Consider the following 25,328-nt stretch of genomic DNA (forward strand, 5'->3'; position numbering starts at 1 on the left):
CGCTCGTGGCAATGGTCGAGGAGTAGGCGCAGTTGGCGCCTAAAAGGATCAAAGCGAAAGGAAACCGTCGTACAAACCGTAGGCCGCGATGCCAGCACCTATCACGACCGCGGCGAAGATCAGCTTCTCGACGGTGGTGAATACCGGCTCGCCGCGTTCATGCTTGGCTTTGGCGAACAGCAGAGCGCCTGGCGCGTAGAGCAGGGCGGAAAGCAGCAGGTATTGCACGCCACCGGCATATACGAGCCAGAGTGCGTACAGCGTGGCAATGGCGGCCACCAGCAGATCCTTGCGCCGCTCACCAGGCGCATTCTCGTAGCCTTCCCCCCGAATGCTGATCAGCAACGCGTAGGCCGCGGACCAGAAATAGGGCACAAGGATCATCGAAGTGGCGAGGTAGAGCAGGCTCAGATAGGTCGACGCGCTGAATAGGGTGATGATCAGAAAGAACTGGATCAGCCCGTTGGACAGCCAGAGCGCGTTGACGGGAACGTGATTCGCATTTTCCTTGCGCAGGAAGCTCGGCATGGTGTGGTCGCGTGCCCCGGCAAAGAGGATCTCCGCGCATAGCAGGGTCCAGGAGAGCAGCGCGCCGGCCAGTGACACCACCAGCCCGACACTGATCAGCACGGCGCCCCAGCGTCCCACCACCTGCTCCAGTACCCCCGCCATGGAAGGGTTTTTCAGGCCCGCAAGCTCGGCCTGGCTCATGATTCCCATGGACAGGACGTTGACCAGCACGAGTAGCGCAAGCACGCCAATGAAGCCGATCACGGTCGCCTTGCCGACATCGCTGCGTCGCTCGGCACGCGCAGAGTAGACGCTGGCGCCCTCGATGCCGATGAAGACCCATACGGTCACCAGCATCATGTTGCGCACCTGCTGCATGACGCTGCCCAGCTCCAGATTGCCGCGGCCCCAGAAGTCCGCCGTGAATACCTCCAGGCGAAAGGCGATGGCGGCAATGACGATGAACATGATCAGCGGAACGATCTTGGCGATAGTGCTGACCAGATTGATGAACGCGGCCTGCTGAATGCCACGTAGAACCAACAGGTGCACACCCCAAAGCACCAGTGATGCGCCGATCACAGCCGGCAAGGTGTTGCCCTCACCGAAGATCGGGAAGAAATAGCCCAGGGTGCTGAACAGCAGGACGAAATAGCTGACGTTGCCGATCCAGGCACTGATCCAGTAGCCCCAGGCCGACGAGAAACCCATATAGTCGCCAAAGCCCGCCTTGGCGTAGGCATAAACGCCTGCATCCAGGTCTGGCTTGCGGTTGGCCAGCGTCTGGAAGACGAAGGCGAGCGTGAGCATGCCGATGGCTGTGATGCCCCAGCCGATGAGGATCGCGCCGGCGCTGGCGCTCGCGGCCATGTTCTGCGGCAGCGAAAAAATTCCGCCGCCAATCATCGAGCCCACCACCAGCGCTATCAGTGCACCGAGTTTCAATTGTTTCGAGGCCGTTGCCATGTTCCTGTTTCCTTTTAGGATCAGCACTGGAGACATTGGGCGCCCAGGCGTGCGACAGGGTAATGACGGGCGTCAACAAACGTCAGAACGAGAGTGTCAGCATGGCATCGAGCTGTTAGCGTGCCGTGGCGGTCACGGCAGTTAGAGCGCCTGGCAGGCAACGCCAGATTCACTGAGGAGAAGGTCCGTGTTCAGACCAGGTCATGTGGAAGTCAGCCGATTGCCATCGGACGGCTTTCCCGGGTATCACTTGATACTCGAATACCACGTCGAAGGGCCGCAGCAAAAGCCAGAATGGGCCTCGTTCCACCTTCATGGGGAGGTCGATCAGACGCCGATTGACGAACGGTTTGAAATGCACCGCGACGTGGCTTTCAATTTCCTGCAGCGCATCCGTCAATGCTTGCGCAAGCGCGGTTTGCACCTGCACACGGATGTGCTGTTCGCATTTCACGCGGATTACGATCCAATGTTCGAGGATCTGCGCGACCAGCTGCACGGAATGCCTGGCGAGCCTGTGGACCTCGACCGTTTTTTGCGAGAAGACTAGTTCAGTTCAGTTTCGGTCAGCGACCACGCCAATGATGAACAGCACCAGCAACAGCACCGGCGCCAGGGTGTAGTTGTTGAATTGCGCCAACCCCTTGGCCAGCCAGGGGCTGAGATAGATGATGCCAAGTCCGTAGACCAATGCACAGAAGACCACGAACGCCAGGGTGCGAAGGACGAAATTGAGCCCGCCGATGTTCTTCTGCACCCAGGCGTTCAATGCCGGGCCGAACAGGACAAACAGCGTCGCCATGATCGCCAGGGAAATATCGAACAGGTGGTGGCGGCTCCAGCGCGACAGGGTGGCGATGAGGTCGAGTACGAGATCCATGCAGGGTCCTTAAGGCAGGAAGAGTTGCAGCAGGTCATTGAGAAAAAGCTGGCCTTTGGGGGTCGCAACCAGCCGCTGTGGGTCGGGTTCAAGCAAGCCGCGTGCTTCCGCGTCCCGTCGTCCGTCGGCCAGCAAGTCCAACGAGAGGCCGGTGCGCTGAGTGAACATCAATGAAGGCACGCCGTCGGTGAGGCGCAGCACGTTCATCAGGAACTCGAAGGGCAATTCGTCCTGCGCGAGTTGCTTGTCGCCCGCGCGGAAGCGTTTCGCTGGATCGAGATAGTCTTTCGGCAGGCGGGTCTTCCAGTGCCGGCGGATCTCGCCATTCGGTGCAGTCCACTTGCCGTGGGCACCCGCGCCCAGCCCAAGGAAGTCGCCGAAGGTCCAGTAATTGAGGTTGTGTCGCGCCTGCCTGCCGGGTTGAGCATAAGCCGAGGTTTCGTATTGGCCATAGCCGTGCGCGGCGAGTAATGCCTGTCCGGCTTCCTGTATGTCCCACAGGGTCTCGTCTTCCGGCAGCTGGGGTGGTTTGCTCCAGAACTCGGTGTTCGGCTCGACCGTGAGCTGATACCAAGATAGGTGCGTCGGTTGCTGGGCAATGGCGATGCGCAGATCACTCAGCGCGTCTTCCAGGCTCTGCTCAGGCAGACCATGCATCAGGTCGAGGTTGAAATTATCGAAGCCCGCCGCGCGCGCCATATCGGCGGCCCGGATCGCTTCGTCACCATCGTGGATGCGGCCAAGAGCCTTCAGCTTGGCGGGCTGGAAGCTTTGCACGCCAATCGACAAGCGGTTGATGCCGAGGCTGCGGTAGTCACGGAATTTCGCCTGTTCGAACGTGCCAGGGTTGGCTTCCAGGGTGATCTCGATGTCATCGGCGAACCCGACCCGCTGCCGCATGCCTTCGAGGATTCGTTCCAGCGCGCTGGCGGAGAACAGGCTCGGCGTGCCGCCACCGAAAAAGATCGACGTCAGCCTGCGGCTTTGTATCTGCTCCAGATCGGCATCCAGGTCCTCCAGTAGCGCGTCGACATAAGCGTCTTCTGGCAGCGAGGCCCCAGCAGCATGGGAGTTGAAATCGCAGTACGGGCATTTGCGCACGCACCAGGGGATGTGAACGTAAGCCGCCAGCGGCGGCAGTTCCAGGCGCGATACCGCAGGCGGTTCGGGAGCGCCGCCGTTGGAAGCAGCGGTCATGCGATCCCCAGGCGCTGCTTGAGCAGGGCCATGGCGCGCGCGCGGTGGCTGAGCTGGTTCTTGTCCTTCGGTGCCAGCTCAGCGCTTGAGCAGTCACGTTCCGGCACCCAGAACAGGGGGTCGTAACCGAAGCCATGCTCCCCCTGAGCGCTGTGCAGAATGCGGCCCTGCCACAGTCCTTCGCAGAGAATCGGCAGCGGATCGTCGGCATGCCGCAGTAATGCCAGCGCGCAGACGAACTGAGCGCCACGCTCGGCGTCCGGCACGTCCTTCAGGGCGTCGAGCAGTTTGGCATTGTTCGCCGCGTCGCCCTGGCCGCCTGCGTAGCGCGCCGAGTAGATGCCCGGCGCACCACCCAGGTGATCAACCGCCAGCCCCGAGTCGTCTGCCAGCGCAGGCAAGCCGGATATACGCGCTGCATTGCGTGCCTTGAGGATGGCGTTCTCGACAAAGGAAAGCCCGGTTTCCTCCGGTTCGATGTCGCTGAATTCACCAATCGAACGCACGCGTACGGCGTCGCCCAGCATGGCCTGCAGTTCCTTTAGCTTGCCGGCGTTGTGGCTGGCCAGCACCAGTTCTTTGAAGAGCATCATTCGTCCGGGAAGAATTCTTGGCTGAAGTCGAAATTGATCGCCGGGGCGCCGGCAGGCTGCACGTTCAGGTTAAAGCGCAGGGTTTCTTGCGAGTCGAAGGGGAACTGAGCCAGGTAGTAGATGGCCTGCTCGCCTTCTTTTAGTTGCTTGAAGTCCAGCGGGTAATCCTGACCGAGCAGGTTCTTCACCGTGCCACTGACCTGAGCTGCAGTCGGTTTGCCGGACTTGAGCACCGATAGGTTGACCACGCCTTGAGTCTTGCTGCGCACGAGGCCGGCAGCGGCGGCGATGTCAGGCTGCAGGAAGCCGGAATTGAACGCGATGTAGTGCACGTCGTATTCGCCGACACTGTGTTTGCGCTCAGCCACGGCGGGTAGCGCAAAGAGCAGGGCGAGCAGGCATATCAAACGAGATCTCATGGATTACCTCCAGCAATGAGCGGTCAGCGGACGGCTCCGGTGACACGATAGATACCGATTTCACCAATCAGATTAGGCCACAAGCGGCTCGCCACACCGTGCTTGTGATGGCGGTCCACGGCTAGGCGCTCGAGCACTCGGGCGCCAAGTTCGTGGGACAACCGCTCGAAATCCTCGAATGTGCAGAAGTGAATGTTCGGCGTGTTGTACCAGGTGTAAGGCAAGAAATCCGACACCGGCATGCGGCCTTTGCTGGCCAGGTACCAACGGCAGCGCCAGTGACCGAAATTGGGAAAGGTGATGATGCACTCGCGTCCGACCCGCAGCATCTCCTTGAGCAACTTGTCCGGGTAGTGGACTGCTTGCAGTGCCTGGGTCATGACCACCATGTCGAAACTGTCACTGGCGAAGTTGCCGAGGCCCTTGTCGAGGTCCTGCTCGATGACGTTGACGCCTTTTTCGACGCAGGCGGCAATGTTGTCTGGATCGATTTCCAGACCATAGCCGCTCACCTGTTTGTTGTCCCGCAGCCAGGCCAGCAAGTCACCGTTACCGCAGCCCAGGTCGAGCACGCGGCTTCCCGCCGGTATCCAGTCTTGGATGATTTCCAGGTCGGCGCGCATATAGGCTCCTTATACGGCGATGCGGTTCATGTAACCGCGAAAGGCCTGTAGATATCGAGGGATCGGAATCAGGAAGGCGTCGTGGCCTTGAGGGGCGTCGATCTCCAGATAACAAACGTTCTTGCGCGCTGCCATCAGCGCGTCGACGATTTCGTGCGAGCGCTCCGGGGAGAAGCGCCAGTCGGTTGTGAACGATATAACGCAGAAGTCCGCTTTCGCCGTGGACAGTGCCTTGGCCAGATCATCGTCGTGCGTCGCCGCCGGGTCGAAGTAATCCAGCGCCTTGGTCATCAGCAGGTAGGTATTGGCATCGAAGCGGCCGGAGAACTCTTCGCCCTGGTAGCGAAGGTAGCTTTCGACTTGGAATTCGACGCTGTTGAAATCGTAATTCAGCTTTTCGCTCTTGAGCCCACGGCCGAATTTGGTGCCCATGGCGTCGTCGGACAGGTAGGTGATGTGCCCGACCATCCGCGCCAACATCAGGCCCCGCTTGGGGATTACACCCTTCTCTTGAAAATGCCCGCCGTGAAACTCTGGGTCCGACAAGATGGCCTGGCGCGCTACCTCGTTGAACGCAATGTTCTGGGCTGACAGCTTGGGTGCCGAGGCGATCGCCACACAATGGCGGACGCGCTCCGGGTAACTCATGGTCCATTGCATGGCCTGCATGCCACCGAGGCTGCCGCCCACCACTGCGGCCCACTGCTCGATGCCCAGCATGTCAGCCAGGCGTGCCTGGCTGTTGACCCAGTCTTCCACGGTGACGACCGGGAAATCCGCGCCATAAGGCTTGCCCGTTGCTGGATTGGTGCTGCTGGGGCCGGTCGAACCATTGCAGCCGCCGAGGTTATTCAGGCTGACCACAAAGAAGCGGTTCGTATCGATGGCTTTGCCCGGGCCGATGCAGCTATCCCACCAGCCGGGCTTGCGGTCTTCGGCGTCATGGAAGCCGGCCGCATGATGATGGCCTGAAAGTGCGTGGCAGATGAGCACGGCATTGCTGCACGAGGCGTTCAGCTCGCCGTAGGTTTCGTAGATCAGCTGGTAAGCGTTCAGCGTGCGGCCGCAGGCGAGTGCCAGCGGCTCGGCGAAATGCGCGACCTTCGGACTCACCAGACCAACGGAATCGGCTGGAATAGCTGTGGGCATTGACCCTGGCTCGTACTGGAAGAAGGCGGCAAAGTCTAAAGGTTAGCGCGCCTCAATTCATCCTCAATCGCAACGTCTGTGTCAGCCGATGCTGGCGCTGGTGAGACTGACGACTTTGCCCTGGCGGCGGATCGGCGCGGGTTTTCGCAGCAGACGCAGCATTTCGCCGGCCTGGGCCAGTTGTTGTTCCAGCTCAAGGCTGTAACGCGTCAGCAGGCGGCCGCGCTGGCTGCTTTGCTGGCTATCCTGCGCCAAGCTCTTGAGGCGCAGCATATGCGCTTCCAGCTGCTGCTTGTGTTCCAGCGAATGCTGCATCAGCGGAAGCAGCGCTTCGTTGGCCCAATGCTCGGCCTCCTGGCGCAACCGTTGATGCATGGTGACCACCTCTTGTACAAGGGTGGCGAAGAAACGTCGGGTCAAGGTGCGCTGCTCGGTGAGCAGGGTCTTGAGCTGCAGGCGAAATTGGTCGGCCTTGCTTTGCAGGGCTTTAAGTTCGTTCTGGTATCGCGCCAGACGGAACAGCGGGGCGTCTACGCCGTGCAGCGGGTTTTCGTCGTTATGGCGCCGGTAGATGGCCGAGACCATCTTGTTTGCCAATGCCGCCTCGTGCTCAAGCGTACCGAGATCCTGCTCTACGGAGCGGAAGAAATGCACGATGCTCAGGTTGATACCCAGTGTGGTCAGGCTGCCTGTGAGGCTGCGACGCAGTCGGGCAAGGTGCTCCTCGAGACGTTCTGGGCGCACCGTCGAACGCAGAAGCTCGCCCTGGCGTTGCAGTAGTCGCTGGTTGGTTTTTAACTGCAGCAAACGCTTATGGTGCTGGTTATGGTCATGGCGGGTACGGGCTGTCAGCTCCATGAGCATCTGGCCGCTGTCTTGGCGATGGCTGTCGAGCAGTTCGCATTGCTCGCGCACCTTGGCCAGTCGCTGGGTCAGGATGTGCTGGCTGTTTTGCAGCAGCGCGAGCACCTGGCGCACGACCTGTTGCTCGAGCAGGCGCTCCTTCTGGGCGAGGATGCGCTCACAGAGCAGGTGCTCCAGCTCAACCAGTTGACTGCGTTTGAGCAGGTCCTCGTCGCCGCGAATTTTGGCCAGCAGGGCCTGCTTTGCTGAGAGTGGAAGCACATCTTTGATGGCAATGCCCAGCTGTTGCGCCGTAGCGGCCTGCATCCGTTGGATCGCCTCACTGACGAAGGCGTCACCGGATACGTCGTCCCACAGGACATCAATCTTGTTAAGCACAGCGAACAAGCGGTTTTGTCCACCGTCGTCGAGTTGGCGAATGTGCTGTTGCCAGATGCCCATGTCGCTTGCCGTCACCCCGGCATCTGCAGACAGCAGGAAAATCACCGCCTGGGCGTTTGGCAGCATCGAAAGGGTGAGCTCTGGCTCGCTGCCGAGGGCATTGAGGCCGGGTGTGTCGAGGATGCGCAAGCCTTGGCGCAGCAGCGGATGATCGAAGTTGACCATGGCGTGTCGCCAGGCCGGCACCATCACTTCCCCGTCGGCATCGGACGCCTCCAGCGCGTCGGGATGGAAGCCCAGCTGAATGGCTTGCTCTACGGGCAGCGACCGGGTAGAGGCAACCTGGCCGAACGCTTCGACCATGGCGTCAGGGTTAGCGGGATCCAGTGCAATGTTGGTCCAAAGGTGCGGGGTGCGTTTGAGCTGCGCGATGCTGGTGTCTTCCAAGCGGGACTCGATCGGCAGCAGGCGAATGTAGGAACGTTCCGCACGTGGATCGAAGAACAGCTCTGTCGGGCACATGGTGGTGCGACCGGCCCGCGATGGCAGGATGCGTTGGCCATAGCCAGCGAAAAACAAGCTGTTGATCAGCTCCGTCTTGCCGCGGGAAAACTCGCCGACAAACGCAAGGGTGATGTGGTCAGTGCGCAACAGTTTGAGGGCGCGGTCCAGTCTGGCTTCAACCACATCGGAGTTCAGTCGGTTGTGCGCCAGCCAGCTGCGATAACGCGTGATTTCGCGGATCAGGTCGCGTTTCCAGGAGACATAGGCATCCACCTGCCTGTCGAGTCGTTCCATGAGCATGGTGCTTCCTGATGGCGTAGGGGGCGATTATCCCTGCCGCCGGGTACGGGTCAATCGAGCCTTTTGTGATCCACCGCCCAAAAGGCTACACGAGGCTATGGGCGGTTTCGGTTTTAGATGAGCGAACGCAGGATGTTGGGCATATGCGTCATCATCGCCAGGTTGTTGATGACCAGCATGTCGATCAATTTGATTGCCAGAAATGCAAAAATCGGCGAGATATCCAGCCCTCCCAGGTTCGGCAGCAGGCGGCGGAACGGTGCCAGTGCCGGTTCGCAAATCTGGCTGATCAATTGGGCGCCGGGGTTGTGGCTGCCAGGTGCGACCCAGGACAGGATCACGCTGATGATCAGCGCATAGAAAAAGATGTTGATGAACAGCCCGGTCACGCCAATGATCGCCCAGACCAGCAGCTGCAGCGGATTGCCGATGGTGCCGAACGCGATCATCAGGATAGCGGCCATTAGCAGGACCTGGACGATGATCGCCAATACCAACGACGACAGGTCGAGTCCGCCGATGCTGGGGATTACGCGGCGCAATGGCTTAAGCAACGGATGCGTGGCGCGAACGATGAACTGGCTCAGTGGGTTGTAGAAGTCTGCCCGGACCAGCTGCAGGATGAAGCGTAGCAAGACGATCAGCAGGTACAGGCTGCCTAGCGTTTGAACGATCAGGATCAGGGCTTGCGAGAGTTGCGACATGAAGGCTCCTTAGTTGCCCAATTGTTCAGCGAGTTCGGCCGAGCGTCGTGCGGCTGCAACCATCGCTTGCTCGACCAGGCTTTCGAAACCGCCCGCCTGGAAGGCTTTGATCGCCGCTTCGGTGGTTCCGTTCGGCGAGGTGACGCGGCGTCGCAGTTCAGCGGCTCCGACATCGCTTTCGCAGGCCATTCGCGCGGCGCCCAAAGCGGTGTGCATGGTCAGTTGTGCCGCGGTGTCACGTGGCAAGCCCATTCGCTCACCCGCCGCGATCATGGCTTCGATCATCAGGAAGAAATACGCCGGGCCACTGCCCGACACAGCGGTCACCGCATCAATCAGCGATTCCTTGTCCAGCCAGAGCGCCAGCCCAACCGCTGAAAGCAGTTGTTCGGCCTGCTGTTTTTGCGTGTCGGTCACTTGATCGTTGGCGAACAACCCGCTCACACCCTGGCGCAGCAAGGACGGGGTATTAGGCATGCAGCGCACGATCGCGCGCGGGGTTTGTTCACCTAACCACGCCTGCAGACTGGCGCAATCGATACCCGCTGCGATCGAAACAACCAACTGATTTGCTTGCAGGCTTGCGGCCAGATCACGGCAGACTGCTTGCATCACCTGCGGCTTAACCGCCAGTACGACTACGTCTGCGCCTGCGATGGCCTGGGCGTTGTCGGCAAAAGTGTCGATGCCATGGGCTGCTTCGAGTTCGCTGCGTTTATCGGCGCCGGGATCACTGGCACAAATCGCGGAGGCGGCAGTGCCCTGGGCGCGTAGACCGCCGATTAGGCTTGCGGCCATGTTGCCGCCGCCGATGAAGGCGATACGGGGAGTGCTCAAAGTACGGTTCCTTTTATTCATGCGGTGGGGCGTCTGCGGCTGCTTTCGAAGGATAAGCGCGGGCACCGAACAGGGCAGTGCCGATCCGAACCCAGGTTGCCCCTTCGGCGATCGCAGCTTCGAGGTCCTGGCTCATGCCCATGGAAAGAGTGTCCAGGTTCAACTGAAGTTCGGTTTGCAGCTGGCGCAGGCGGGCGAAGGCAGCGCGCTGCTCGGCTGGGTCATCGGTCGGTTCGGGTATCGCCATCAGGCCACGTAGACGCAGATGGGGCAATGCGGAGATGGCCTGAGCCAGTTCGTGAACATCTTGCGGCTCGCAGCCGGACTTGCTGGCCTCACCGCTGACGTTGACCTGCAGGCAGAGGTTCAACGGAGCCAGGTGCTCGGGACGCTGATCCGAAAGACGTTGGGCGATTTTCAGGCGGTCCACCGAGTGCACCCAGTCGAAATGCTCGGCGATCAGCTTGGTCTTGTTCGACTGGATGGGGCCAATGAAATGCCAGACCAATGGCAGGTCGGCGAGTTTGGCCTGTTTCTCCAGCGCTTCCTGTAGATAGTTTTCACCGAAATCGCGCAGGCCTGCTTCGCTGGCTTCACGGATGGCCTCGGCCGGTTGGGTCTTGCTCACCGCAAGTAGGAGCACTCCGTCGGGATCACGCCCTGCAGCTTGCGCCGCCTCACGGATGCGCGTTCCGACCTTTGCAATATTCGTCGCTATCGTGGACATTACCTGCGCCTGCCACCTTAGGGTCTGCGCGGCATTCTACCTGCTTGCTTGTAATTGGGGAGTCCCATGGATATCACAGAGCTGCTGGCCTTCAGTGCCAAGCAGGGTGCGTCGGATTTGCACCTGTCTTCCGGCTTGCCGCCGATGATCCGCGTTGATGGCGACGTGCGCCGGATCAACCTCCCAGCGATGGACCACAAGCAGGTACACGCGCTGATCTACGACATCATGAATGACAAGCAGCGAAAGGATTTCGAAGAGTTTCTCGAGACCGACTTCTCGTTCGAAGTACCGGGCGTGGCGCGTTTCCGGGTCAACGCCTTCAACCAGAACCGCGGCGCTGGTGCAGTATTCCGGACCATTCCGTCCAAGGTGCTGACCATGGAAGACCTTGGAATGGGCGAGGTCTTCCGCAAGATCACCGACGTACCTCGCGGGCTGGTGCTGGTGACCGGGCCGACCGGTTCGGGCAAGTCGACCACCCTGGCGGCGATGCTGGACTACCTGAACAGCACCAAGTACCACCACATCCTCACCATCGAGGACCCGATCGAATTCGTTCATGAATCGAAGAAGTGTCTGGTCAACCAGCGTGAAGTGCATCGAGACACGCTCGGCTTCTCCGAAGCACTGCGTTCGGCGCTGCGTGAAGACCCGGACATCATTCTGGTGGGCGAAATGCGCGACCTGGAGACAATCCGCCTGGCACTGACTGCCGCGGAAACCGGTCACCTGGTGTTCGGCACTTTGCACACCACCTCTGCCGCCAAGACCATCGATCGGGTCGTGGACGTTTTCCCGGCGGAAGAAAAGTCGATGGTCCGCTCGATGCTGTCGGAGTCACTGCAGGCGGTAATCTCGCAGACGCTGTTGAAAAAGGTTGGCGGCGGTCGAGTCGCAGCGCACGAAATCATGATCGGCACGCCTGCGATTCGAAACCTGATCCGTGAAGACAAGGTCGCGCAAATGTACTCCTCCATCCAGACCGGTGGCTCGTTGGGTATGCAAACCTTGGACTCGTGTCTGAAAGGGTTGCTGGCCAAGGGGATCATTTCGCGCGACAACGCCAAGGAAAAGGCCAAGCAGCCGGAAAATTTCTGATTCTTTACAAGGCCTTGGTGATGCTGCTGGGCCTTCCGCTTCGCTACAAATCGGCTACGCCGGACTACGAGAACGACGATGGAATTCGAGAAACTGTTGCGCCTGATGGTGGAAAAGGGCGGTTCCGACCTGTTCATTACGGCCGGCGTGCCGCCGTCGATGAAAGTCAACGGCAAGATCCTGCCGGTGAACAAGACACCAATGTCGCCGGAGATGACTCGCGAAACGGTACACGCCGTGATGAACGAGCAGCAGCGCCGCGAGTTCACCGAAAACCACGAATGCAACTTCGCCATCAGTGCGCGCGGCATTGGGCGCTTTCGAGTCAGTGCCTTCTATCAGCGCAACCTCGCCGGCATGGTATTGCGTCGCATCGAGACCAACATTCCGACGCTCGAAGACTTGAAACTGCCAGAGGTGCTCAAGAAGCTGGCGATGACCAAGCGCGGGCTGGTGCTGTTCGTCGGCGCGACCGGCACCGGCAAGTCCACCTCGCTGGCCGCGATGATCGGATACCGCAACAAGAACTCCAGCGGTCACATCATTTCCATCGAAGACCCGATCGAGTTCATCCATCAGCACCAGAGCTGCATCGTCACCCAGCGTGAGGTCGGGATTGATACCGATTCCTTCGACGTGGCCCTCAAGAACACCCTGCGGCAGGCGCCCGACGTGATCCTGATCGGTGAGGTGCGGACCCGCGAGACGATGGATTATGCGGTGGCGTTCGCCGAGACCGGCCACCTCTGTCTGGCGACTTTGCACGCCAACAACGCCAACCAGGCGCTGGACCGTATCATCAACTTCTTTCCTGCCGACCGGCATCAGCAGGTCTGGATGGATCTGTCGCTGAACCTCAAAGCCATCGTCGCTCAGCAGCTGATCCCGACGCCCGATGGCAAAGGCCGTCGTGCGGTGATCGAAGTGCTGATCAATACCCCCCTTGCAGCTGATCTGATCCGTAAAGGAGAGGTTCACGAGCTCAAATCGCTGATGAAACGCTCCACCGACCTTGGCATGCAAACCTTCGACCAGGCGCTGTACAGCCTCTACGTGCAAGGCGAAATCACTTACGAAGACGCCCTGGCGCATGCCGACTCCTCCAACGATCTGCGGCTGATGATCAAGCTGGGTTCGGAAACCGACGGTGAACATCTCACCAGCGTATCTCAGGGGCTGACGCTGGAAGTCAGCGACGACGATACGGGTCGCAGCTTCCGCTGATCATGCCTGTCCGGGCCGTTCTATGCGCTTGCCCGGACGGGTGGCGACACGCTCTGCCTGGCTGTCACGTTGCGCTCCAGCCCGGGCACGGCTCATCAGTTGCGGGATCAGCGGCCCTTCCGGCAGGTTTTTCCAGAAACGCACCGGCAGATTGTTCTGCAGCACGTCGCGGTTGATCCGCGCCGGGTTGAAGGTGCTTTCGTAATAGGTCTTCCACAACTCAGCGCCAGACTCCTGGGCGGTCTGTGCCAACTGGCGCCAGATGGCCGGACAGGGATTGGCGTAGTGCATGATGTTCCCGTCCCACAACACTGCATCATCCGGTGTCGCGATCAACCACGAATGCAGGCCCATCCGCTCGGCGAAGTGCGGCGCGGCGCTGGTCAGGATGTCGTGCGCCGGCTCGAACCAGGCCGCGTAGTCGGGGCCGCTCGGGCACGTAATCGGGCTGAACCGGAGAAAGGCGTGCAGATGGTGCATTTCGCGGCGGATTGTCTTGATTCGCGCGTGCAATTCGCTGCCGTCGACATCGCCAACCAGCCTGGCCGTCTGGTCGCCCTTCGCGACTCGCCAAAGGATGCGATACAGCAGGCTCCAGCGGTCAGCTGTTCGAAAGCGCGCCGCACTTTCCATTTCGGCGAGCAACTGCCGAGGGATGCGTACCGGCGAGCTGGGCACGATCGGCTCCGGTGCAACGTGGCCGCCGAACAAGCCACCCGCCGCGTCGCCAGCAAGCCATTCCACGTGATGTGGGGCTATTCCGCGGTGGAGCAAATCGCGAGCCGCCTCGCGCCAGCCATCGAAATGACCGTCGAAACGAATCTGAAGCATTACCAGAGCCCCATTTGCACTGGGCCTTCGCTGAGCTGCTGGCGCAAGGCGGACGATTCGCGGTAGGCCAGGCTGGGGCGGTAATCCTGAGTGATGACGAAGGGTTTGGCTTTTTCCAACGAGCAGCGAAGGCGGGTCAGATCTTCGAAGCGGATTCGCTTCTGCCGGCGCAGGGCGACCAGCCGTTTGGCACTGAGAATGCCGATGCCGGGGATGCGCGCTATCAATGCAGGTTCGGCGCTATTCAGATCAACCGGGAAATGCTCGCGATTGGACAGTGCCCATGCCAGCTTCGGATCGATGTCCAGCGGCAGATTGCCCGGGCCCGTCAACAATTCGCCCGCCTTGAAGCCATAGCTGCGCATCAGGAAGTCCGCCTGGTATAGGCGATGCTCGCGCAGCAGCGGCGGTGCTTCGAAGGGTACTGTCTTCGGACTGTGTGGAATGGGGCTGAATGCCGAGTAATAGACGCGACGCAGTCTGAAGTCGCCATACAGTGATTGGGCTGTATGCAGAATGGTGCTGTCATCGGTGGCGTCCGCGCCGACGATCATCTGCGTACTCTGACCTGCCGGTGCGAAGCGTGGCGCTCGCTTTTCCGCTTTCGCTTCGGTCTCGCCCTCATGAATGGCGTGCATCGCCTGCTTGATGGTCACTACCTGTTTTTCAGGCGCCAGGCGAATCAGGCTGGCCTCGGTCGGAAGTTCGATGTTGACGCTGAGGCGGTCGGCGTAACGCCCCGCCTCTGCAATGAGTTGCGGGTCGGCATCTGGAATCGTCTTCAGATGGATGTAACCGCGAAACTCGTGCTCTTCGCGTAGCAGCTTGGCCACGCGATTGAGCTGCTCCATGGTGTAGTCAGCCGAGCGGATAATCCCTGAGCTGAGAAACAGGCCGCTGATGCAGTTGCGGCGGTAGAAGTCCAGTGTCAGCGTCACCACTTCTTCTGGGGTGAAGCGTGCGCGCGGAACATCGCTGGAACGCCGGTTGACACAATACTGGCAGTCGTACAGGCAAAAGTTGGTCAACAGAATTTTCAGCAGCGCCACACAGCGACCATCCGGGGTAAAGCTGTGACAAATACCCATGCCATCCGTGGCGCCGAGCCCACTGCGTCCCTTCGAGCTGCGTTTGGGCGCACCGCTGCTGGCACAAGACACGTCGTATTTTGCGGCGTCGGCCAGGACGCTGAGCTTCTCGATCAACTGCATAACAATCACCACGATGCTGGTTGTATATACAGTATCATGGTGGCTCAGTTGAATGATGTCCGCTCGGCAGGCGCTGCATCTAGCGGTAATCAGATAAGCTCAGGGAATTCCACTATTGGACAGCGAGGCTCAGATGCGTCAAAACACCCATAGCACCCTGATTGGCTATCTCCTGTGGATTTTCGGCTTTCTAGGATCGCACCGCTTCTACTACGGCAAGCCGATCACCGGCACCATCTGGTTCTTCACGCTCGGGTTGTTTTTCGTCGGTTGGATCATCGACCTGTTTCTGATCCCGTCGATGGATCGTGAAGCCGACCTGCGCTTCCAGCCTGGCCCGATCGACTACACCGTCGCCTGGATTCTGCTGACATTTCTGGGTGTATTCGGCGTGCACCGGATGTACCAGGGCAAGTGGATTACCGGGCTGCTCTATCTTTGCACGGGTGGGCTGTTTTTCATCGGCATCCTTTATGACTTCTGGACGCTCAATAGCCAGGTGTCGATGCAGAATATGGAAAAACGCATTGATCGTTGATCGTGCGCTGACCGTTCGCAGCCCTGCTCGGCTGCGAACGGCTGGGTGAGCGATCTAGCCGAGGAAGGCGACTCGTCCGTCAACCAGGGTGTAGCGCACCGCCCCGGGCAGGCAATGCCCGATGAACGGGCAATTCCGGCCTTTCGAGTGCCAGCGCTCGCCGGCCAGGGTCGAACTGCTCGGGTCGAAGAGGACCAAATCCGCGGCTCCGCCAATCGACAGCCGGCCGGCTGGGAGCCGTAGCGCCGTGGCCGGGCCGCTGCTCAGGCGAGCCAGCAGGGTCGGTAGATCCAGCAGGCCATCTTCGACCAGCGTCAGTGCGAGAGGCAGGAGAATTTCGGCGCTGCTCATGCCCGCCTCGGTCTCGCCGAAAGGGGCCTGCTTGGCGTCGGCTTCATGCGGTTGATGGTGGCTCGAGATCACCGAGATGACGCCACTCTTGACCGCCTGGCGAAGGCCTTCACGGTCAGCGGCACTGCGCAGAGGCGGCTGTACATGGTAGAGACTGGAAAAGCCGTGCAGCGCTTCGTCGGTGAGGATCAGCTGATACATCGCCACATCAGCGGTGACTGGCAGGCCGCGAGCCTGAGCATCGGCAATCATCTGCGCGCCGCGGGCAGTGGTGAGTTGGCTGAAGTGCGCGCGCACACCGGCTTGCTCCACCAGCAGCAGGTTACGCGCCAGGGCAATGGTTTCCGCTGTTTCGGGAATTCCGGCCAGGCCGAGAAAGGCCGCCGCCGGGCCTTCGTGGGCCAGACCACCCTCGGCCAGATCGCTGTCCTGTGAATGGATGACGACCGTGAGGTCAAATGTGGCTGCGTATTCCAGTGCTCGGCCCAGGTTGCGATTGCTGGTGAAGTTGGCCAGGCCGTTGCCGAAGGCGACGCAGCCCGCGTCTCGTAGCGCGACCAGTTCCGATAGCTGCTCGCCGGCCAGATTGCGTGTCAACGCGCCGACCGGAAATACCTTGGCATGACCGGACTCGCGGGCGCGATCGAGGATCAGTTCAGCTACTGCAGCAGTGTCCAGCACAGGCTTGGTCTGCGGTGGGCAGCACAGGCTGGTGATGCCGCCGGCCGTTGCCGCGAGCGTTTCGCTGGCGATGCTGCCCTTGCGGCTGAAGCCAGGCTCACGAAGTGCTACCGATAGGTCGACCAGGCCAGGCGCTGCGACCAGGCCTCGTGCGTCAATGGTCTGGGCGGCATTGAAGCCTGCAGGGGCTTGGCCGAACGCAGCAATCTTGCCGTCCTGGCAGTAAATGTCAGTGACTTCGTCGCGCCCATTGGCCGGGTCGATCAGGCGAGCACCGAGGATGTGGGTAGGCATCAATTCTGCTCCTCGGCTGCATATTCCTGTTCAAGTTGGCGTTGTGCGGTCTGTCCGCTCATCGCCATGGACAGCACCGCCATTCGAATCGCGATGCCATAGGTGACCTGGTTGAGAATGACCGACTGGGCACCATCCGCCACTGCGGACTCGATCTCGACGCCACGGTTGATCGGACCGGGATGCATGACGATGGCGTCCGGCTTGGCCAATCCCATACGCTGGGTCGTGAGGCCATAGAGCCGATAGAACTCGCCTTCGCTGGGCAGCAGCCCGCCCTGCATGCGTTCACGTTGCAGGCGCAGCATGATCACCACGTCGACGTCGCGCAGGCCTTCGTTCATGTCGTGGTAGACGCTCACGCCATACTGCTCCAGGCCGACGGGTAGCAGTGTCTTCGGGCCGATGACACGTATGTCCGGGCAGCCCAGTGTTTTCAGCGCGAGCATATTGGAGCGGGCTACCCGCGAATGCAGGATGTCGCCGACGATGGCCACTGAAAGCTTTTCGAAGTCGCCCTTATGCCGGCGAATGGTGAGCATGTCGAGCATGCCCTGGGTCGGGTGCGCATGGCGCCCATCGCCGCCGTTTATGACCGCTACATCCGGGCAGACGTGTTCTGCAATGAAGTGCGCGGCGCCGGAATCCGCGTGACGGACGACGAACATGTCGGCGGCCATCGCCTCGAGGTTGCGCAGGGTATCGGTAAGTGTTTCGCCCTTACTGGTCGAGGAGGTCGAGACGTTCAGGGTGATCACGTCCGCCGACAGCCGCTTGGCCGCCAGCTCGAAGGTGGTACGCGTTCGCGTCGAGTTTTCGAAGAATACGTTGCAAACGGTTTTGCCTCGCAACAGCGGAACCTTTTTTACCGCTCTGGCGCCGACCTCGAGGAACGAATCGGCAGTGTCGAGGATTTCCGTTAGCAGGGCACGGGGCAGGCCATCCAGCGAGAGGAAATGGCGCAACTGACCATTATCGTTCAGCTGTAGCGGGCGCTTGGCGTCGGTTGGCGTCATCGCGAGGGTCTCAATTGGCGGAGGCGAGGGTCTGGAGCTCGAGCGTTAGCGGGGTCGGGCCAAGCAATTTCACCCGTTGGTCAGGAGCCAGCGAGAGTGTCGCGCCAACTACGTCTGGCCGGATTGGCAGCTCGCGGGCGTTGAGGTCGAGCAGGCATACCAGGCTGACGCTGGCGGGTCGACCATAATCGAACAGCTCGTTGAGCGCGGCGCGAATGGTGCGACCGCTCATTAGTACATCATCGACCAGTACCAGGTGCTGCCCTTCGATTTCGAAAGGCAGCTCCGAGGGGCGGACCTGGGGATGCAGACCGTTCTGGGTGAAATCGTCGCGGTAGAAGGAGACATCCAGAATCCCCAGCGCCTCGTTCTTGTTCCGCCGTTCAAGCAGCGCCTGGGCGACCCAGACGCCGCCGGTGCGGATGCCGATGAAGCGAGGTTCGCTGACGGCGCGGCTGTTCAGGTGTCGGTCCAGAGCGGAAGCCATTTCCGGGAGCAGCTGGTCGGGGTTGGGCAGGGTCATGATTTCTCCTGGGACCGCTTCAGGCGGTTTGCTGGGCACTCAGCCAGCCTTCGAGTAAAAGAGCGGCGGCCAGCGCATCGACAGGGCGTTCACGGTAACCGCCGCTCTGGCCGCCGCGCAGGCGCTCGCCTTTGGCTTCGTATGTCGTGAGGCGCTCGTCATGGGTATGCACTGGCAGGTTGAAGCGACCGTTGAGGCGGCGGGCAAACTTCTCAGCACGAGCGCTCATCTCACTGGCACTGCCGTCCATGTTTAAAGGTAGGCCGACCACTAGTGCATCCGGTTGCCACTCACGCAGCAGTGCCTCGATTTGTGACCAGTCGGGTACGCCATTTTGCGCCTTGAGCACGCAGAGCTCGCGTGCCTGACCGGTGATCGCCTGTCCAACGGCGACGCCGATCTGCTTGGTGCCGTAGTCGAAGCCGAGCAGTAGACGCAGCGTGCTCATGCGTGGCCGACCTGGCTGCTGAGCAATCTAAGGTCGACCCCTAGCGATGCGGCAGCGGCAGTCAAACGCTGATCATAGGGTAGGTCGAAAAGAATCTCTGGCTGCGCCTGGCAGCTGAGCCAGGCGTTTTCGGCCAGCTCCGCTTCCAGTTGGCCAGGTTCCCAGCCCGCATAGCCGAGGGCAATCAGATGCTGCTTGGGGCCGTAGCCGTCCGCGATGGCGAAGAGAACGTCCTGGGACGTGGTCACTCCGAGCGGACCCAGAGCGAGCGTTGCCTGAAACTGGGCGTCGGCCGGATGCAGCACGAAACCTCGATCGGTCTGAACCGGGCCGCCCGAAAAAATCGTCAGATGTTGGCTGCTGACATCGCCTGGCTGATCCGGGCGGAGTTGCTCAAGGATGTCCGCCAGGTTCAATCCGCTCGGGCGATTGACAATAAGCCCCATCGCGCCGTCCCGGTTGTGCTCCACCAGATAGATCAAGGTCTGGGCAAAATTGGGGTCCGCCATATGCGGCATGGCGATCAGAAAGTGATGCTTGAGGTAGCTGGGCGAGGTCGCGTTCATGGGGGCTAGCTTAAGCGTTACGGGCTGGGCCGTGAAGCAGCCGCGCTAGATACGTGCCCGACGCGGCGCGGACGTCTCTTTTCAGCGGCTTGACAGACGGTCGCCGCGCTCGAACCGCCAGGTTCTGATGATTTCGACCTGATCGAATTTCTGTGCCAGCTCACCGGAAAAAGGGGCAAAAGGTGCGGCAAGCCTGACAATGCGCATAGCGGCCTGGTCGAGCATCGGCTGGCCTGAAGATTCGAGTACTCGAAGCTCCTGTACCGCACCGTTTCGGTCAACGACCACCAGCATGCGCAGGCTGCCGTAGATACGTTGACGGCGCGCCTCGTCGGGGTAGTTCAGATTGCCGATGCGTTCGACTTTCTTGCGCCATTCGTCCCGGTACCAAGCGCTGATGTCGCGCATGGTGGCTGCGCTGTTCTGACGACTGACGCGAGGCCGCTTGGCGTATTGCTCGACCTGTTGGGCGAGTTCGGCTTCAAGGCTGGCGATTTCCGCGCTGAGCTGCGAACTGTCATAGACGGGAGCCGGCTGCGCCTGTGGCTGGGGCTTGTTCTTTTGTGGTTTTGCCGGTGTCTTGTCCGGCTGCGGTGCGCGGGTTGCTACAGCTGTCTTAGGCGCCTCGCTAGGGCTGCTAGGCGGTGGCGACGAAGCGGGCGAGACCTTGCGCACCTGAGTGTCCTGGAACGGCGCTTGCTCGGTCGTTTTCGGTGAGGCCTTATGCTCCAGCGTGCCGCTGCCTTGCTGATTGTCCTGAGCCAGGAAATCTGCTTCCTTTGGCTTGTCTTCGCTTTTAAACGTGGACAAGGTGATTTCCAGCGATTTGCTGGTCTGCTTTGGTTCGGAGGGCGTGAAGCCGAGCCCTAGAATGAGGGCACCATGAAGCGCGGCTGCGAGAAATATCGTAAAGCCGAGACGGTCTGCCGGACGGACACCGGTAGGGGCAAGAGAGGGTTGGCGTGTAGCGGCGTTCATCGCATTTCAGTCGGCTTGAAGTGCGCGCAGTCTGCCCAGCGTGACCGTAAAAGTCTATGAACCAGGCGGCAGCTTTGATGGGTCGGCGTGGAGATGGGTCGCCCCAAACACAGGGAGGCGTTCGGTGGAGAGGCGGTCGGCTAGGCCAACCGCGTTGTCACTAAACGTTGGGTCTGCTCAATTTTGCAGCGATAGCGTCCATCAGGCGCTCGCCGATGCGGGTATCGAACGCATTGTCGATCTCACGAATGCAGGTCGGGCTGGTAATGTTGATCTCGGTAAGGAAATCACCGATCACGTCCAGTCCGACGAAAAGCAGCCCGCGTTTGCGCAACTCTGGCCCGACAATCGCGGCGATCTCCTTATCACGCTCAGAAAGTGGCTGGGCGACGCCGCGTCCGCCGGCCGCAAGATTGCCCCGTGTTTCGCCCGCTGCCGGAATGCGCGCTAGGCAATAGGGCACCGGCTCGCCGTCAATCATCAGGATGCGCTTGTCGCCCTCACTGATGGCCGGTATGTAACGCTGCGCCATAATCTGGCGACTACCATGCTCGGTCAGTACTTCGAGAATCACGGAAAGGTTCGGGTCGCCTTCGCGGTGGCGGAAAATCGATGCGCCACCCATTTCATCCAGCGGTTTGAGAATGATGTCACGCTGCTCGCGAGCAAACTCCCGCAGAATGTCGGACCGCCGACTGACAAGGGTCGGTGGGGTGCATTGCGGAAACTGGGTAGCAAAGAATTTCTCGTTGCAATCGCGCAGGCTCTGCGGACTATTCACCACCAGCGTGCCGGCCTGCTCGGCAAGCTCCAGCAGGTAGGTGGCATAGACATACTCGCTATTAAAGGGCGGGTCCTTGCGCATCAGGATGACATTGAGATCGGCAAGAGCGCCGTCGACCTCTTCCCCTGTTTCGTACCAGCGTTGGGGGTCGTTGAAGACCTGGATCGGGCGCATGCGGGCCCGCGCCTCGCCGGCAAGCTGGTAAAGATCGCGCTGTTCCATGTAATAGATCGTCCAGCCGCGGTCCTGGGCTGCCAGCAGCATGGCCAGGGAGCTGTCTTTCTTGAATGCGATCTGCGCGATTGGGTCCATGATGATCCCGACGCGAACAGTCATGTGGTGGTCTCCAACGAGTGGCAGCAGGGGCTGCAGAGGCTTGAAATACCGACGCAGATTGGCCGCGGTTGTGCGCTGGGTCAAGGAAAATCCCGCTGCTCCGGCGGCAGATAGCTTGCATTTGAGGAGTGTGCTAAAAAGGTCCGGCGATTGGGTGCAGCCCATCGATGACAGGGCCTCCGGCGCACTGACATAACGATAAACTACGACTCACCGAGGCGATGGTAGGGCGAAATGGAACAGCACTCCGAGGGCTTGAAGGTCATGGTGATCGACGATTCGAAAACGATTCGTCGCACTGCCGAAACGCTACTGAAGAAAGTAGGTTGTGATGTGATCACGGCGGTGGATGGCTTCGATGCGCTTGCCAAGATCGCGGATAGTCACCCGCGCATCATCTTCGTCGATATCATGATGCCCAGGCTTGATGGTTATCAGACCTGCGCGCTGATCAAGAACAACAGTTCTTTCAAGTCCACGCCGGTGATCATGCTGTCCTCGAAGGATGGTTTGTTTGACAAGGCCAAGGGGCGGATCGTGGGGTCGGACCAGTACCTCACCAAACCGTTCAGCAAAGAAGAGTTGCTCGGTGCTATCAAGGCCCATGTGCCGGATTTTTCACCGGTTGAGCAAGTATCCTGAAGTCCGGCCCTGTGTGCCGCTGAAGCCTTTCCTACGGAGAAACCATGGCTCGCGTTCTGATTGTTGATGACTCGCCGACCGAGATGTACAAGCTGACAGCCATGCTGGAAAAGCATGGGCACGTCGTGCTCAAGGCCGAAAACGGTGCCGATGGCGTAGCGCTTGCGCGCCAGGAGAAACCGGACGCGGTTTTGATGGATATCGTAATGCCCGGCCTGAACGGTTTTCAGGCAACTCGCCAGCTGACCAAAGATGCTGAAACCAGTCACATTCCGGTGATCATTGTGACCACCAAGGATCAGGAAACCGATAAGGTCTGGGGCAAGCGTCAAGGTGCCAAGGATTACCTGACCAAGCCTGTGGACGAAGCGACACTGCTGAAGACCCTGAGCGCCGTACTTGCCGGTTAATCGACGATTTCGGGATTCGGACAAAGGAAGTTGCCAGCATGTCGGATACGCCTTCGCCTTTTCAGCGACTCTTGGAGATCGACAGCCGTTGTAGGGCTTTGGCTGCCGGATTGCCGTCGCAGCAAGAAGCTGTCCAGACATGGGCAGGTATAGGTTTCCGGATGGGTGGCCGACTGTTTGTTGCCCCGATGGGGGAGGTTGGCGAAATACTCCACGAGCCGCGCTATACCCTGCTCCCCGGAGTGAAAGCCTGGGTGAAAGGGGTTGCCAACGTCCGCGGCAGGCTTTTGCCTATCATGGATCTGTGCGGCTATCTAGGACTGGAGTTATCGCCGCTACGCAAGCAGCGGCGCGTGCTGGTGGTGGACCATCAGGAAGTGTTTGCGGGATTGACGGTCGATGAAGTGTTCGGCATGCAGCATTTTCCGGTAGATGCTTTTTCCGAACAGCTGCCTCCTGTTGAGGCATCGATTCAACCATTCATTCATGGTGTTTTTCAGCGTGAGCAGCCCTGGCTGGTCTTCAGTCCGCACGCGCTTGCCGCGCACCAGAAATTCCTGGACGTGGCGTATTGATTTAGGTGGGGTCGGGTGATGCCGGCCTTTTGGTTCTTGGAAGGAAACGTACGGGTGGTCCAGGCGGGGGCCGGAAAAAATGAAAAAAATGAACGCGAATGCATTGTTGGCAGGTGTACGTAGCAATACGTTGATTGCTGGCCTGTTTATCCTCCTGATCGTGTCGATGGTGCTGCTGTTCGTGAACTTTGCGTACATCAATACACAGGCCGACTACGATAACGAATATGTTGGACACGCAGGTGAGCTGCGAGTTCTCTCCCAGCGTATTGCGAAGAACGCGGTTGAGGCGGCCACTGGTACTGCCGAAGCATTCGACTCGCTGAAAGATGCTCGCAATGACTTCAGCGAGCGTTGGAGCTATCTCTCCGTCGGTGATGAGCGCATTGGGCTGCCGGCGGTGCCGGAGTCGCTTCAGTCTGAGGTGGCGGCAGTGCAGCAGGATTGGGATACGCTGCGGCAAAACACTGACGCGATCCTTGCCAGCGAACAAACCGTACTGTCCTTGCACCAGGTTGCTGCGACCCTGGCCGAAACCATCCCCCAGCTTCAGGTCGAGTATGAGGAGGTCGTGGACATCCTTCTCGAAAGTGGTGCCCCTGCCGCTCAGGTTTCCGTAGCGCAGCGTCAGTCGCTGCTCGCGGAACGTATTCTGGGCTCGGTCAACAAGGTACTTTCCGGCGACCAGGACTCAGTGCAGGCTGCAGATATGTTTGGTCGTGACGCCAGCCTGTTCGGTCGCGTCCTCAGCGCCATGCTCGAAGGCAACGAAGCCATGGGGATCACCCGGGTGAGCGACGTCGAAGCATTGGATCGGCTGGCGGCAATCTCTGAGCTGTTCCAGTTCGTGTCCGGATCAGTGGATGAAATCCTGGAAACTTCACCGGAACTGTTCCAGGTGCGTGAGTCATCGAACAGTATTTTCGAAGTCTCGCAGACCCTGCTCGACAAAACGTCCGAACTGACCCAAGGGCTTCAAAATCGTGCCGAAGCCCGTTACGTCAATACACTGGCTGGCTATGTCCTTGGTGCATTGGCACTGGCTTCAATTCTGTTGATCGGCCTGGTCATGGTCCAGGTTACACGTCGTCGGTTGAGCGAAACCGCGGAAAAGAACGAGCGTAACCAGACAGCGATTTTGCGTCTGCTCGACGAAATCGGCGATCTGGCTGACGGTGACCTGACGGTAGCTGCCACGGTTACCGAAGACTTCACCGGCGCCATCGCCGACTCGATCAACTATTCCATTGACCAGTTGCGAGACTTGGTTGAAACGATCAACCAGACCGCCGTACAGGTCTCTGGTGCGGCCCAGGAAACCCAGGCGACCGCGATGCATCTGGCCGAGGCATCCGAGCATCAGGCTCAGGAAATTGCCGGTGCATCGGCGGCGATCAACGAAATGGCGGTGTCGATTGACCAGGTATCGGCCAACGCCGCCGAATCCTCGGCGGTAGCTGAGCGCTCGGTAGCGATCGCAAACAAGGGCAACGAGGTGGTGCATAACACCATCACCGGCATGGATAACATTCGGGAGCAGATTCAGGACACCTCCAAGCGAATCAAGCGTCTCGGCGAGTCCTCGCAGGAGATCGGGGATATCGTTAGTTTGATTAACGACATCGCCGACCAGACAAACATCCTTGCGTTGAACGCTGCGATTCAGGCCTCCATGGCAGGTGATGCCGGTCGAGGCTTCGCGGTAGTTGCGGACGAAGTACAACGCCTTGCGGAGCGATCCTCTGCTGCAACAAAGCAGATCGAAGCCCTGGTGAAAACGATTCAGACCGACACGAACGAAGCGGTTATCTCGATGGAGCAGACTACATCCGAAGTGGTTCGAGGTGCCCGTCTGGCCCAGGACGCCGGGGTTGCTCTGGAGGAAATCGAAAAGGTATCCAAGAGCCTCGCGGCGCTTATCCAGAACATTTCCAACGCGGCCCGCCAGCAGGCGTCGTCGGCTGGTCATATTTCCAACACCATGAACGTCATTCAGGAAATTACCTCGCAAACCTCCTCGGGCACCACCGCTACTGCGAGGAGCATTGGTAACCTCGCCAAGATGGCCAATGAAATGCGGCATTCGGTATCCGGCTTTACCCTGCCGGAAGCGCAGGATCAGGCCTGAATTGGAGAACGCGGCGGCCTGAAATGGCCCGCTGTGG

General features: G+C 60.0%; 28 protein-coding genes. 8 read left to right on the plus strand and 20 right to left on the minus strand.

Annotated features, from left to right (window positions below; all coding sequences use genetic code 11):
• Positions 1–48: 48 nt before the first annotated feature.
• Positions 49–1,476: an arginine-ornithine antiporter gene (arcD, locus tag RT21_RS03295; protein ID WP_046161599.1), complete on the minus strand. Its 1,428-nt coding sequence runs from the start codon at positions 1,474–1,476 to the stop codon at positions 49–51.
• A 187-nt stretch (positions 1,477–1,663) separates the two neighbouring features.
• On the opposite strand from arcD, the gene RT21_RS03300 reads away from it, so the two are divergent.
• A complete protein-coding gene (locus tag RT21_RS03300; RefSeq protein ID WP_231108005.1) occupies positions 1,664–2,026 on the plus strand; it encodes a DUF5064 family protein in 363 nt (120 codons plus the stop codon).
• A 6-nt stretch (positions 2,027–2,032) separates the two neighbouring features.
• On the opposite strand, the gene RT21_RS03305 is transcribed toward RT21_RS03300, so the two are convergent.
• From RT21_RS03305 to RT21_RS03350, 10 genes are all read right to left on the minus strand, one after another.
• Complete coding sequence (locus tag RT21_RS03305; protein ID WP_046161601.1) at positions 2,033–2,356, minus strand: DUF3392 domain-containing protein; 324 nt, start codon at positions 2,354–2,356, stop codon at positions 2,033–2,035.
• 9 nt (positions 2,357–2,365) lie between these two features.
• Positions 2,366–3,553 (minus strand): radical SAM family heme chaperone HemW, encoded by a 1,188-nt coding sequence (gene hemW / locus RT21_RS03310; RefSeq protein ID WP_082082101.1) that lies wholly within the window; start codon positions 3,551–3,553, stop codon positions 2,366–2,368.
• Positions 3,550–4,146 carry an RdgB/HAM1 family non-canonical purine NTP pyrophosphatase gene (gene rdgB / locus RT21_RS03315; RefSeq protein WP_046161602.1) on the minus strand — a complete coding sequence of 199 codons (597 nt, stop codon included), beginning with the start codon at positions 4,144–4,146 and terminating at the stop codon, positions 3,550–3,552. The genes hemW and rdgB overlap by 4 nt, the downstream gene beginning before the upstream one ends.
• The gene (locus RT21_RS03320; protein ID WP_046161603.1) at positions 4,143–4,565 is read right to left on the minus strand and encodes a DUF4426 domain-containing protein; all 423 of its coding nucleotides are present in this window, start codon (positions 4,563–4,565) and stop codon (positions 4,143–4,145) included. Before RT21_RS03320 ends, rdgB begins: the two co-directional genes overlap by 4 nt.
• 23 nt (positions 4,566–4,588) lie before the next feature.
• Positions 4,589–5,188 carry a methionine biosynthesis protein MetW gene (metW, locus tag RT21_RS03325; RefSeq protein WP_045423688.1) on the minus strand — a complete coding sequence of 200 codons (600 nt, stop codon included), beginning with the start codon at positions 5,186–5,188 and terminating at the stop codon, positions 4,589–4,591.
• A 9-nt stretch (positions 5,189–5,197) separates the two neighbouring features.
• Complete coding sequence (locus tag RT21_RS03330; RefSeq protein WP_046161604.1) at positions 5,198–6,337, minus strand: homoserine O-succinyltransferase MetX; 1,140 nt, start codon at positions 6,335–6,337, stop codon at positions 5,198–5,200.
• 81 nt (positions 6,338–6,418) lie between these two features.
• A complete protein-coding gene (locus tag RT21_RS03335) occupies positions 6,419–8,386 on the minus strand; it encodes a dynamin-like GTPase family protein (protein WP_046161605.1) in 1,968 nt (655 codons plus the stop codon).
• 113 nt (positions 8,387–8,499) lie between these two features.
• Positions 8,500–9,090, minus strand: coding sequence for a YggT family protein (locus RT21_RS03340; protein WP_045423695.1), 591 nt, complete (start codon positions 9,088–9,090; stop codon positions 8,500–8,502).
• 9 nt (positions 9,091–9,099) lie between these two features.
• Complete coding sequence (gene proC, locus RT21_RS03345) at positions 9,100–9,927, minus strand: pyrroline-5-carboxylate reductase (protein WP_046161606.1); 828 nt, start codon at positions 9,925–9,927, stop codon at positions 9,100–9,102.
• A 13-nt stretch (positions 9,928–9,940) separates the two neighbouring features.
• Entirely contained in the window at positions 9,941–10,654 is a 714-nt protein-coding gene (locus RT21_RS03350) for a YggS family pyridoxal phosphate-dependent enzyme (RefSeq protein ID WP_046161607.1), read from the minus strand.
• A gap of 66 nt (positions 10,655–10,720) precedes the next feature.
• Between RT21_RS03350 and RT21_RS03355 the strand changes: the two genes are divergently transcribed.
• Positions 10,721–11,755: a type IV pilus twitching motility protein PilT gene (locus RT21_RS03355; protein ID WP_046161608.1), complete on the plus strand. Its 1,035-nt coding sequence runs from the start codon at positions 10,721–10,723 to the stop codon at positions 11,753–11,755.
• A gap of 78 nt (positions 11,756–11,833) precedes the next feature.
• Complete coding sequence (locus RT21_RS03360; protein ID WP_046161609.1) at positions 11,834–12,979, plus strand: PilT/PilU family type 4a pilus ATPase; 1,146 nt, start codon at positions 11,834–11,836, stop codon at positions 12,977–12,979.
• Here the strand turns inward: RT21_RS03360 and RT21_RS03365 are convergent, their stop codons facing one another.
• Both RT21_RS03365 and RT21_RS03370 read right to left on the minus strand, forming a co-directional pair.
• Complete coding sequence (locus RT21_RS03365; protein ID WP_046161610.1) at positions 12,980–13,810, minus strand: TIGR03915 family putative DNA repair protein; 831 nt, start codon at positions 13,808–13,810, stop codon at positions 12,980–12,982.
• Positions 13,810–15,021: a putative DNA modification/repair radical SAM protein gene (locus RT21_RS03370; RefSeq protein ID WP_045423707.1), complete on the minus strand. Its 1,212-nt coding sequence runs from the start codon at positions 15,019–15,021 to the stop codon at positions 13,810–13,812. The genes RT21_RS03365 and RT21_RS03370 overlap by 1 nt, the downstream gene beginning before the upstream one ends.
• A gap of 133 nt (positions 15,022–15,154) precedes the next feature.
• Here RT21_RS03370 and RT21_RS03375 point away from each other — a divergent pair, with 133 nt between their 5' ends.
• Positions 15,155–15,559: an NINE protein gene (locus tag RT21_RS03375; RefSeq protein WP_046161834.1), complete on the plus strand. Its 405-nt coding sequence runs from the start codon at positions 15,155–15,157 to the stop codon at positions 15,557–15,559.
• A gap of 54 nt (positions 15,560–15,613) precedes the next feature.
• On the opposite strand, the gene RT21_RS03380 is transcribed toward RT21_RS03375, so the two are convergent.
• The 7 genes from RT21_RS03380 to gshB form a co-directional block, all read right to left on the minus strand.
• On the minus strand, positions 15,614–16,885 hold the full coding sequence (locus RT21_RS03380; protein ID WP_046161611.1) for a dihydroorotase: 1,272 nt from the start codon (positions 16,883–16,885) through the stop codon (positions 15,614–15,616).
• Positions 16,885–17,901 carry an aspartate carbamoyltransferase catalytic subunit gene (locus RT21_RS03385; protein ID WP_046161612.1) on the minus strand — a complete coding sequence of 339 codons (1,017 nt, stop codon included), beginning with the start codon at positions 17,899–17,901 and terminating at the stop codon, positions 16,885–16,887. Before RT21_RS03385 ends, RT21_RS03380 begins: the two co-directional genes overlap by 1 nt.
• Positions 17,902–17,911: 10 nt before the next feature.
• The gene (pyrR, locus tag RT21_RS03390; protein ID WP_046161613.1) at positions 17,912–18,424 is read right to left on the minus strand and encodes a bifunctional pyr operon transcriptional regulator/uracil phosphoribosyltransferase PyrR; all 513 of its coding nucleotides are present in this window, start codon (positions 18,422–18,424) and stop codon (positions 17,912–17,914) included.
• A gap of 19 nt (positions 18,425–18,443) precedes the next feature.
• Positions 18,444–18,872, minus strand: coding sequence for a Holliday junction resolvase RuvX (gene ruvX / locus RT21_RS03395; RefSeq protein WP_046161614.1), 429 nt, complete (start codon positions 18,870–18,872; stop codon positions 18,444–18,446).
• Positions 18,869–19,438 (minus strand): YqgE/AlgH family protein, encoded by a 570-nt coding sequence (locus RT21_RS03400; protein ID WP_045423718.1) that lies wholly within the window; start codon positions 19,436–19,438, stop codon positions 18,869–18,871. Before RT21_RS03400 ends, ruvX begins: the two co-directional genes overlap by 4 nt.
• A gap of 81 nt (positions 19,439–19,519) precedes the next feature.
• A complete protein-coding gene (locus RT21_RS03405; protein WP_046161615.1) occupies positions 19,520–20,416 on the minus strand; it encodes an energy transducer TonB in 897 nt (298 codons plus the stop codon).
• Positions 20,417–20,576: 160 nt separating this feature from the next.
• Positions 20,577–21,536: a glutathione synthase gene (gene gshB / locus RT21_RS03410; RefSeq protein ID WP_046161616.1), complete on the minus strand. Its 960-nt coding sequence runs from the start codon at positions 21,534–21,536 to the stop codon at positions 20,577–20,579.
• A 234-nt stretch (positions 21,537–21,770) separates the two neighbouring features.
• Between gshB and pilG the strand changes: the two genes are divergently transcribed.
• The 4 genes from pilG (at position 21,771) to RT21_RS03430 (ending at position 25,291) form a co-directional block, all read left to right on the plus strand.
• Positions 21,771–22,178, plus strand: coding sequence for a twitching motility response regulator PilG (gene pilG / locus RT21_RS03415; protein ID WP_045423724.1), 408 nt, complete (start codon positions 21,771–21,773; stop codon positions 22,176–22,178).
• Positions 22,179–22,222: 44 nt separating this feature from the next.
• Complete coding sequence (gene pilH, locus RT21_RS03420; RefSeq protein ID WP_045163991.1) at positions 22,223–22,588, plus strand: twitching motility response regulator PilH; 366 nt, start codon at positions 22,223–22,225, stop codon at positions 22,586–22,588.
• A gap of 38 nt (positions 22,589–22,626) precedes the next feature.
• Complete coding sequence (locus RT21_RS03425) at positions 22,627–23,163, plus strand: chemotaxis protein CheW (RefSeq protein WP_045423728.1); 537 nt, start codon at positions 22,627–22,629, stop codon at positions 23,161–23,163.
• 79 nt (positions 23,164–23,242) lie between these two features.
• Complete coding sequence (locus tag RT21_RS03430; RefSeq protein ID WP_046161617.1) at positions 23,243–25,291, plus strand: methyl-accepting chemotaxis protein; 2,049 nt, start codon at positions 23,243–23,245, stop codon at positions 25,289–25,291.
• The last annotated feature ends 37 nt before the right edge of the window (positions 25,292–25,328 follow it).

This window comes from Pseudomonas sp. 10B238, from assembly GCF_000970615.1.
Taxonomy (GTDB): Bacteria; Pseudomonadota; Gammaproteobacteria; order Pseudomonadales; family Pseudomonadaceae; genus Stutzerimonas.

Bases quoted from the DNA above. Each gene is read 5' to 3' on its own strand.
- arcD (WP_046161599.1), bottom strand. From the start codon at position 1,476: ATGGCAACGGCCTCGAAACAATTGAAACTCGGTGCACTGATAGCGCTG.
- RT21_RS03305 (WP_046161601.1), bottom strand. From the start codon at position 2,356: ATGGATCTCGTACTCGACCTCATCGCCACCCTGTCGCGCTGGAGCCGC.
- hemW (WP_082082101.1), bottom strand. From the start codon at position 3,553: ATGACCGCTGCTTCCAACGGCGGCGCTCCCGAACCGCCTGCGGTATCG.
- rdgB (WP_046161602.1), bottom strand. From the start codon at position 4,146: ATGATGCTCTTCAAAGAACTGGTGCTGGCCAGCCACAACGCCGGCAAG.
- RT21_RS03320 (WP_046161603.1), bottom strand. From the start codon at position 4,565: ATGAGATCTCGTTTGATATGCCTGCTCGCCCTGCTCTTTGCGCTACCC.
- metW (WP_045423688.1), bottom strand. From the start codon at position 5,188: ATGCGCGCCGACCTGGAAATCATCCAAGACTGGATACCGGCGGGAAGC.
- RT21_RS03330 (WP_046161604.1), bottom strand. From the start codon at position 6,337: ATGCCCACAGCTATTCCAGCCGATTCCGTTGGTCTGGTGAGTCCGAAG.
- RT21_RS03335 (WP_046161605.1), bottom strand. From the start codon at position 8,386: ATGCTCATGGAACGACTCGACAGGCAGGTGGATGCCTATGTCTCCTGG.
- RT21_RS03340 (WP_045423695.1), bottom strand. From the start codon at position 9,090: ATGTCGCAACTCTCGCAAGCCCTGATCCTGATCGTTCAAACGCTAGGC.
- RT21_RS03350 (WP_046161607.1), bottom strand. From the start codon at position 10,654: ATGTCCACGATAGCGACGAATATTGCAAAGGTCGGAACGCGCATCCGT.
- RT21_RS03355 (WP_046161608.1), top strand. From the start codon at position 10,721: ATGGATATCACAGAGCTGCTGGCCTTCAGTGCCAAGCAGGGTGCGTCG.
- RT21_RS03360 (WP_046161609.1), top strand. From the start codon at position 11,834: ATGGAATTCGAGAAACTGTTGCGCCTGATGGTGGAAAAGGGCGGTTCC.
- RT21_RS03365 (WP_046161610.1), bottom strand. From the start codon at position 13,810: ATGCTTCAGATTCGTTTCGACGGTCATTTCGATGGCTGGCGCGAGGCG.
- RT21_RS03370 (WP_045423707.1), bottom strand. From the start codon at position 15,021: ATGCAGTTGATCGAGAAGCTCAGCGTCCTGGCCGACGCCGCAAAATAC.
- RT21_RS03375 (WP_046161834.1), top strand. From the start codon at position 15,155: ATGCGTCAAAACACCCATAGCACCCTGATTGGCTATCTCCTGTGGATT.
- RT21_RS03380 (WP_046161611.1), bottom strand. From the start codon at position 16,885: ATGCCTACCCACATCCTCGGTGCTCGCCTGATCGACCCGGCCAATGGG.
- RT21_RS03385 (WP_046161612.1), bottom strand. From the start codon at position 17,901: ATGACGCCAACCGACGCCAAGCGCCCGCTACAGCTGAACGATAATGGT.
- pyrR (WP_046161613.1), bottom strand. From the start codon at position 18,424: ATGACCCTGCCCAACCCCGACCAGCTGCTCCCGGAAATGGCTTCCGCT.
- ruvX (WP_046161614.1), bottom strand. From the start codon at position 18,872: ATGAGCACGCTGCGTCTACTGCTCGGCTTCGACTACGGCACCAAGCAG.
- RT21_RS03400 (WP_045423718.1), bottom strand. From the start codon at position 19,438: ATGAACGCGACCTCGCCCAGCTACCTCAAGCATCACTTTCTGATCGCC.
- RT21_RS03405 (WP_046161615.1), bottom strand. From the start codon at position 20,416: ATGAACGCCGCTACACGCCAACCCTCTCTTGCCCCTACCGGTGTCCGT.
- gshB (WP_046161616.1), bottom strand. From the start codon at position 21,536: ATGACTGTTCGCGTCGGGATCATCATGGACCCAATCGCGCAGATCGCA.
- pilG (WP_045423724.1), top strand. From the start codon at position 21,771: ATGGAACAGCACTCCGAGGGCTTGAAGGTCATGGTGATCGACGATTCG.
- pilH (WP_045163991.1), top strand. From the start codon at position 22,223: ATGGCTCGCGTTCTGATTGTTGATGACTCGCCGACCGAGATGTACAAG.
- RT21_RS03425 (WP_045423728.1), top strand. From the start codon at position 22,627: ATGTCGGATACGCCTTCGCCTTTTCAGCGACTCTTGGAGATCGACAGC.
- RT21_RS03430 (WP_046161617.1), top strand. From the start codon at position 23,243: ATGAAAAAAATGAACGCGAATGCATTGTTGGCAGGTGTACGTAGCAAT.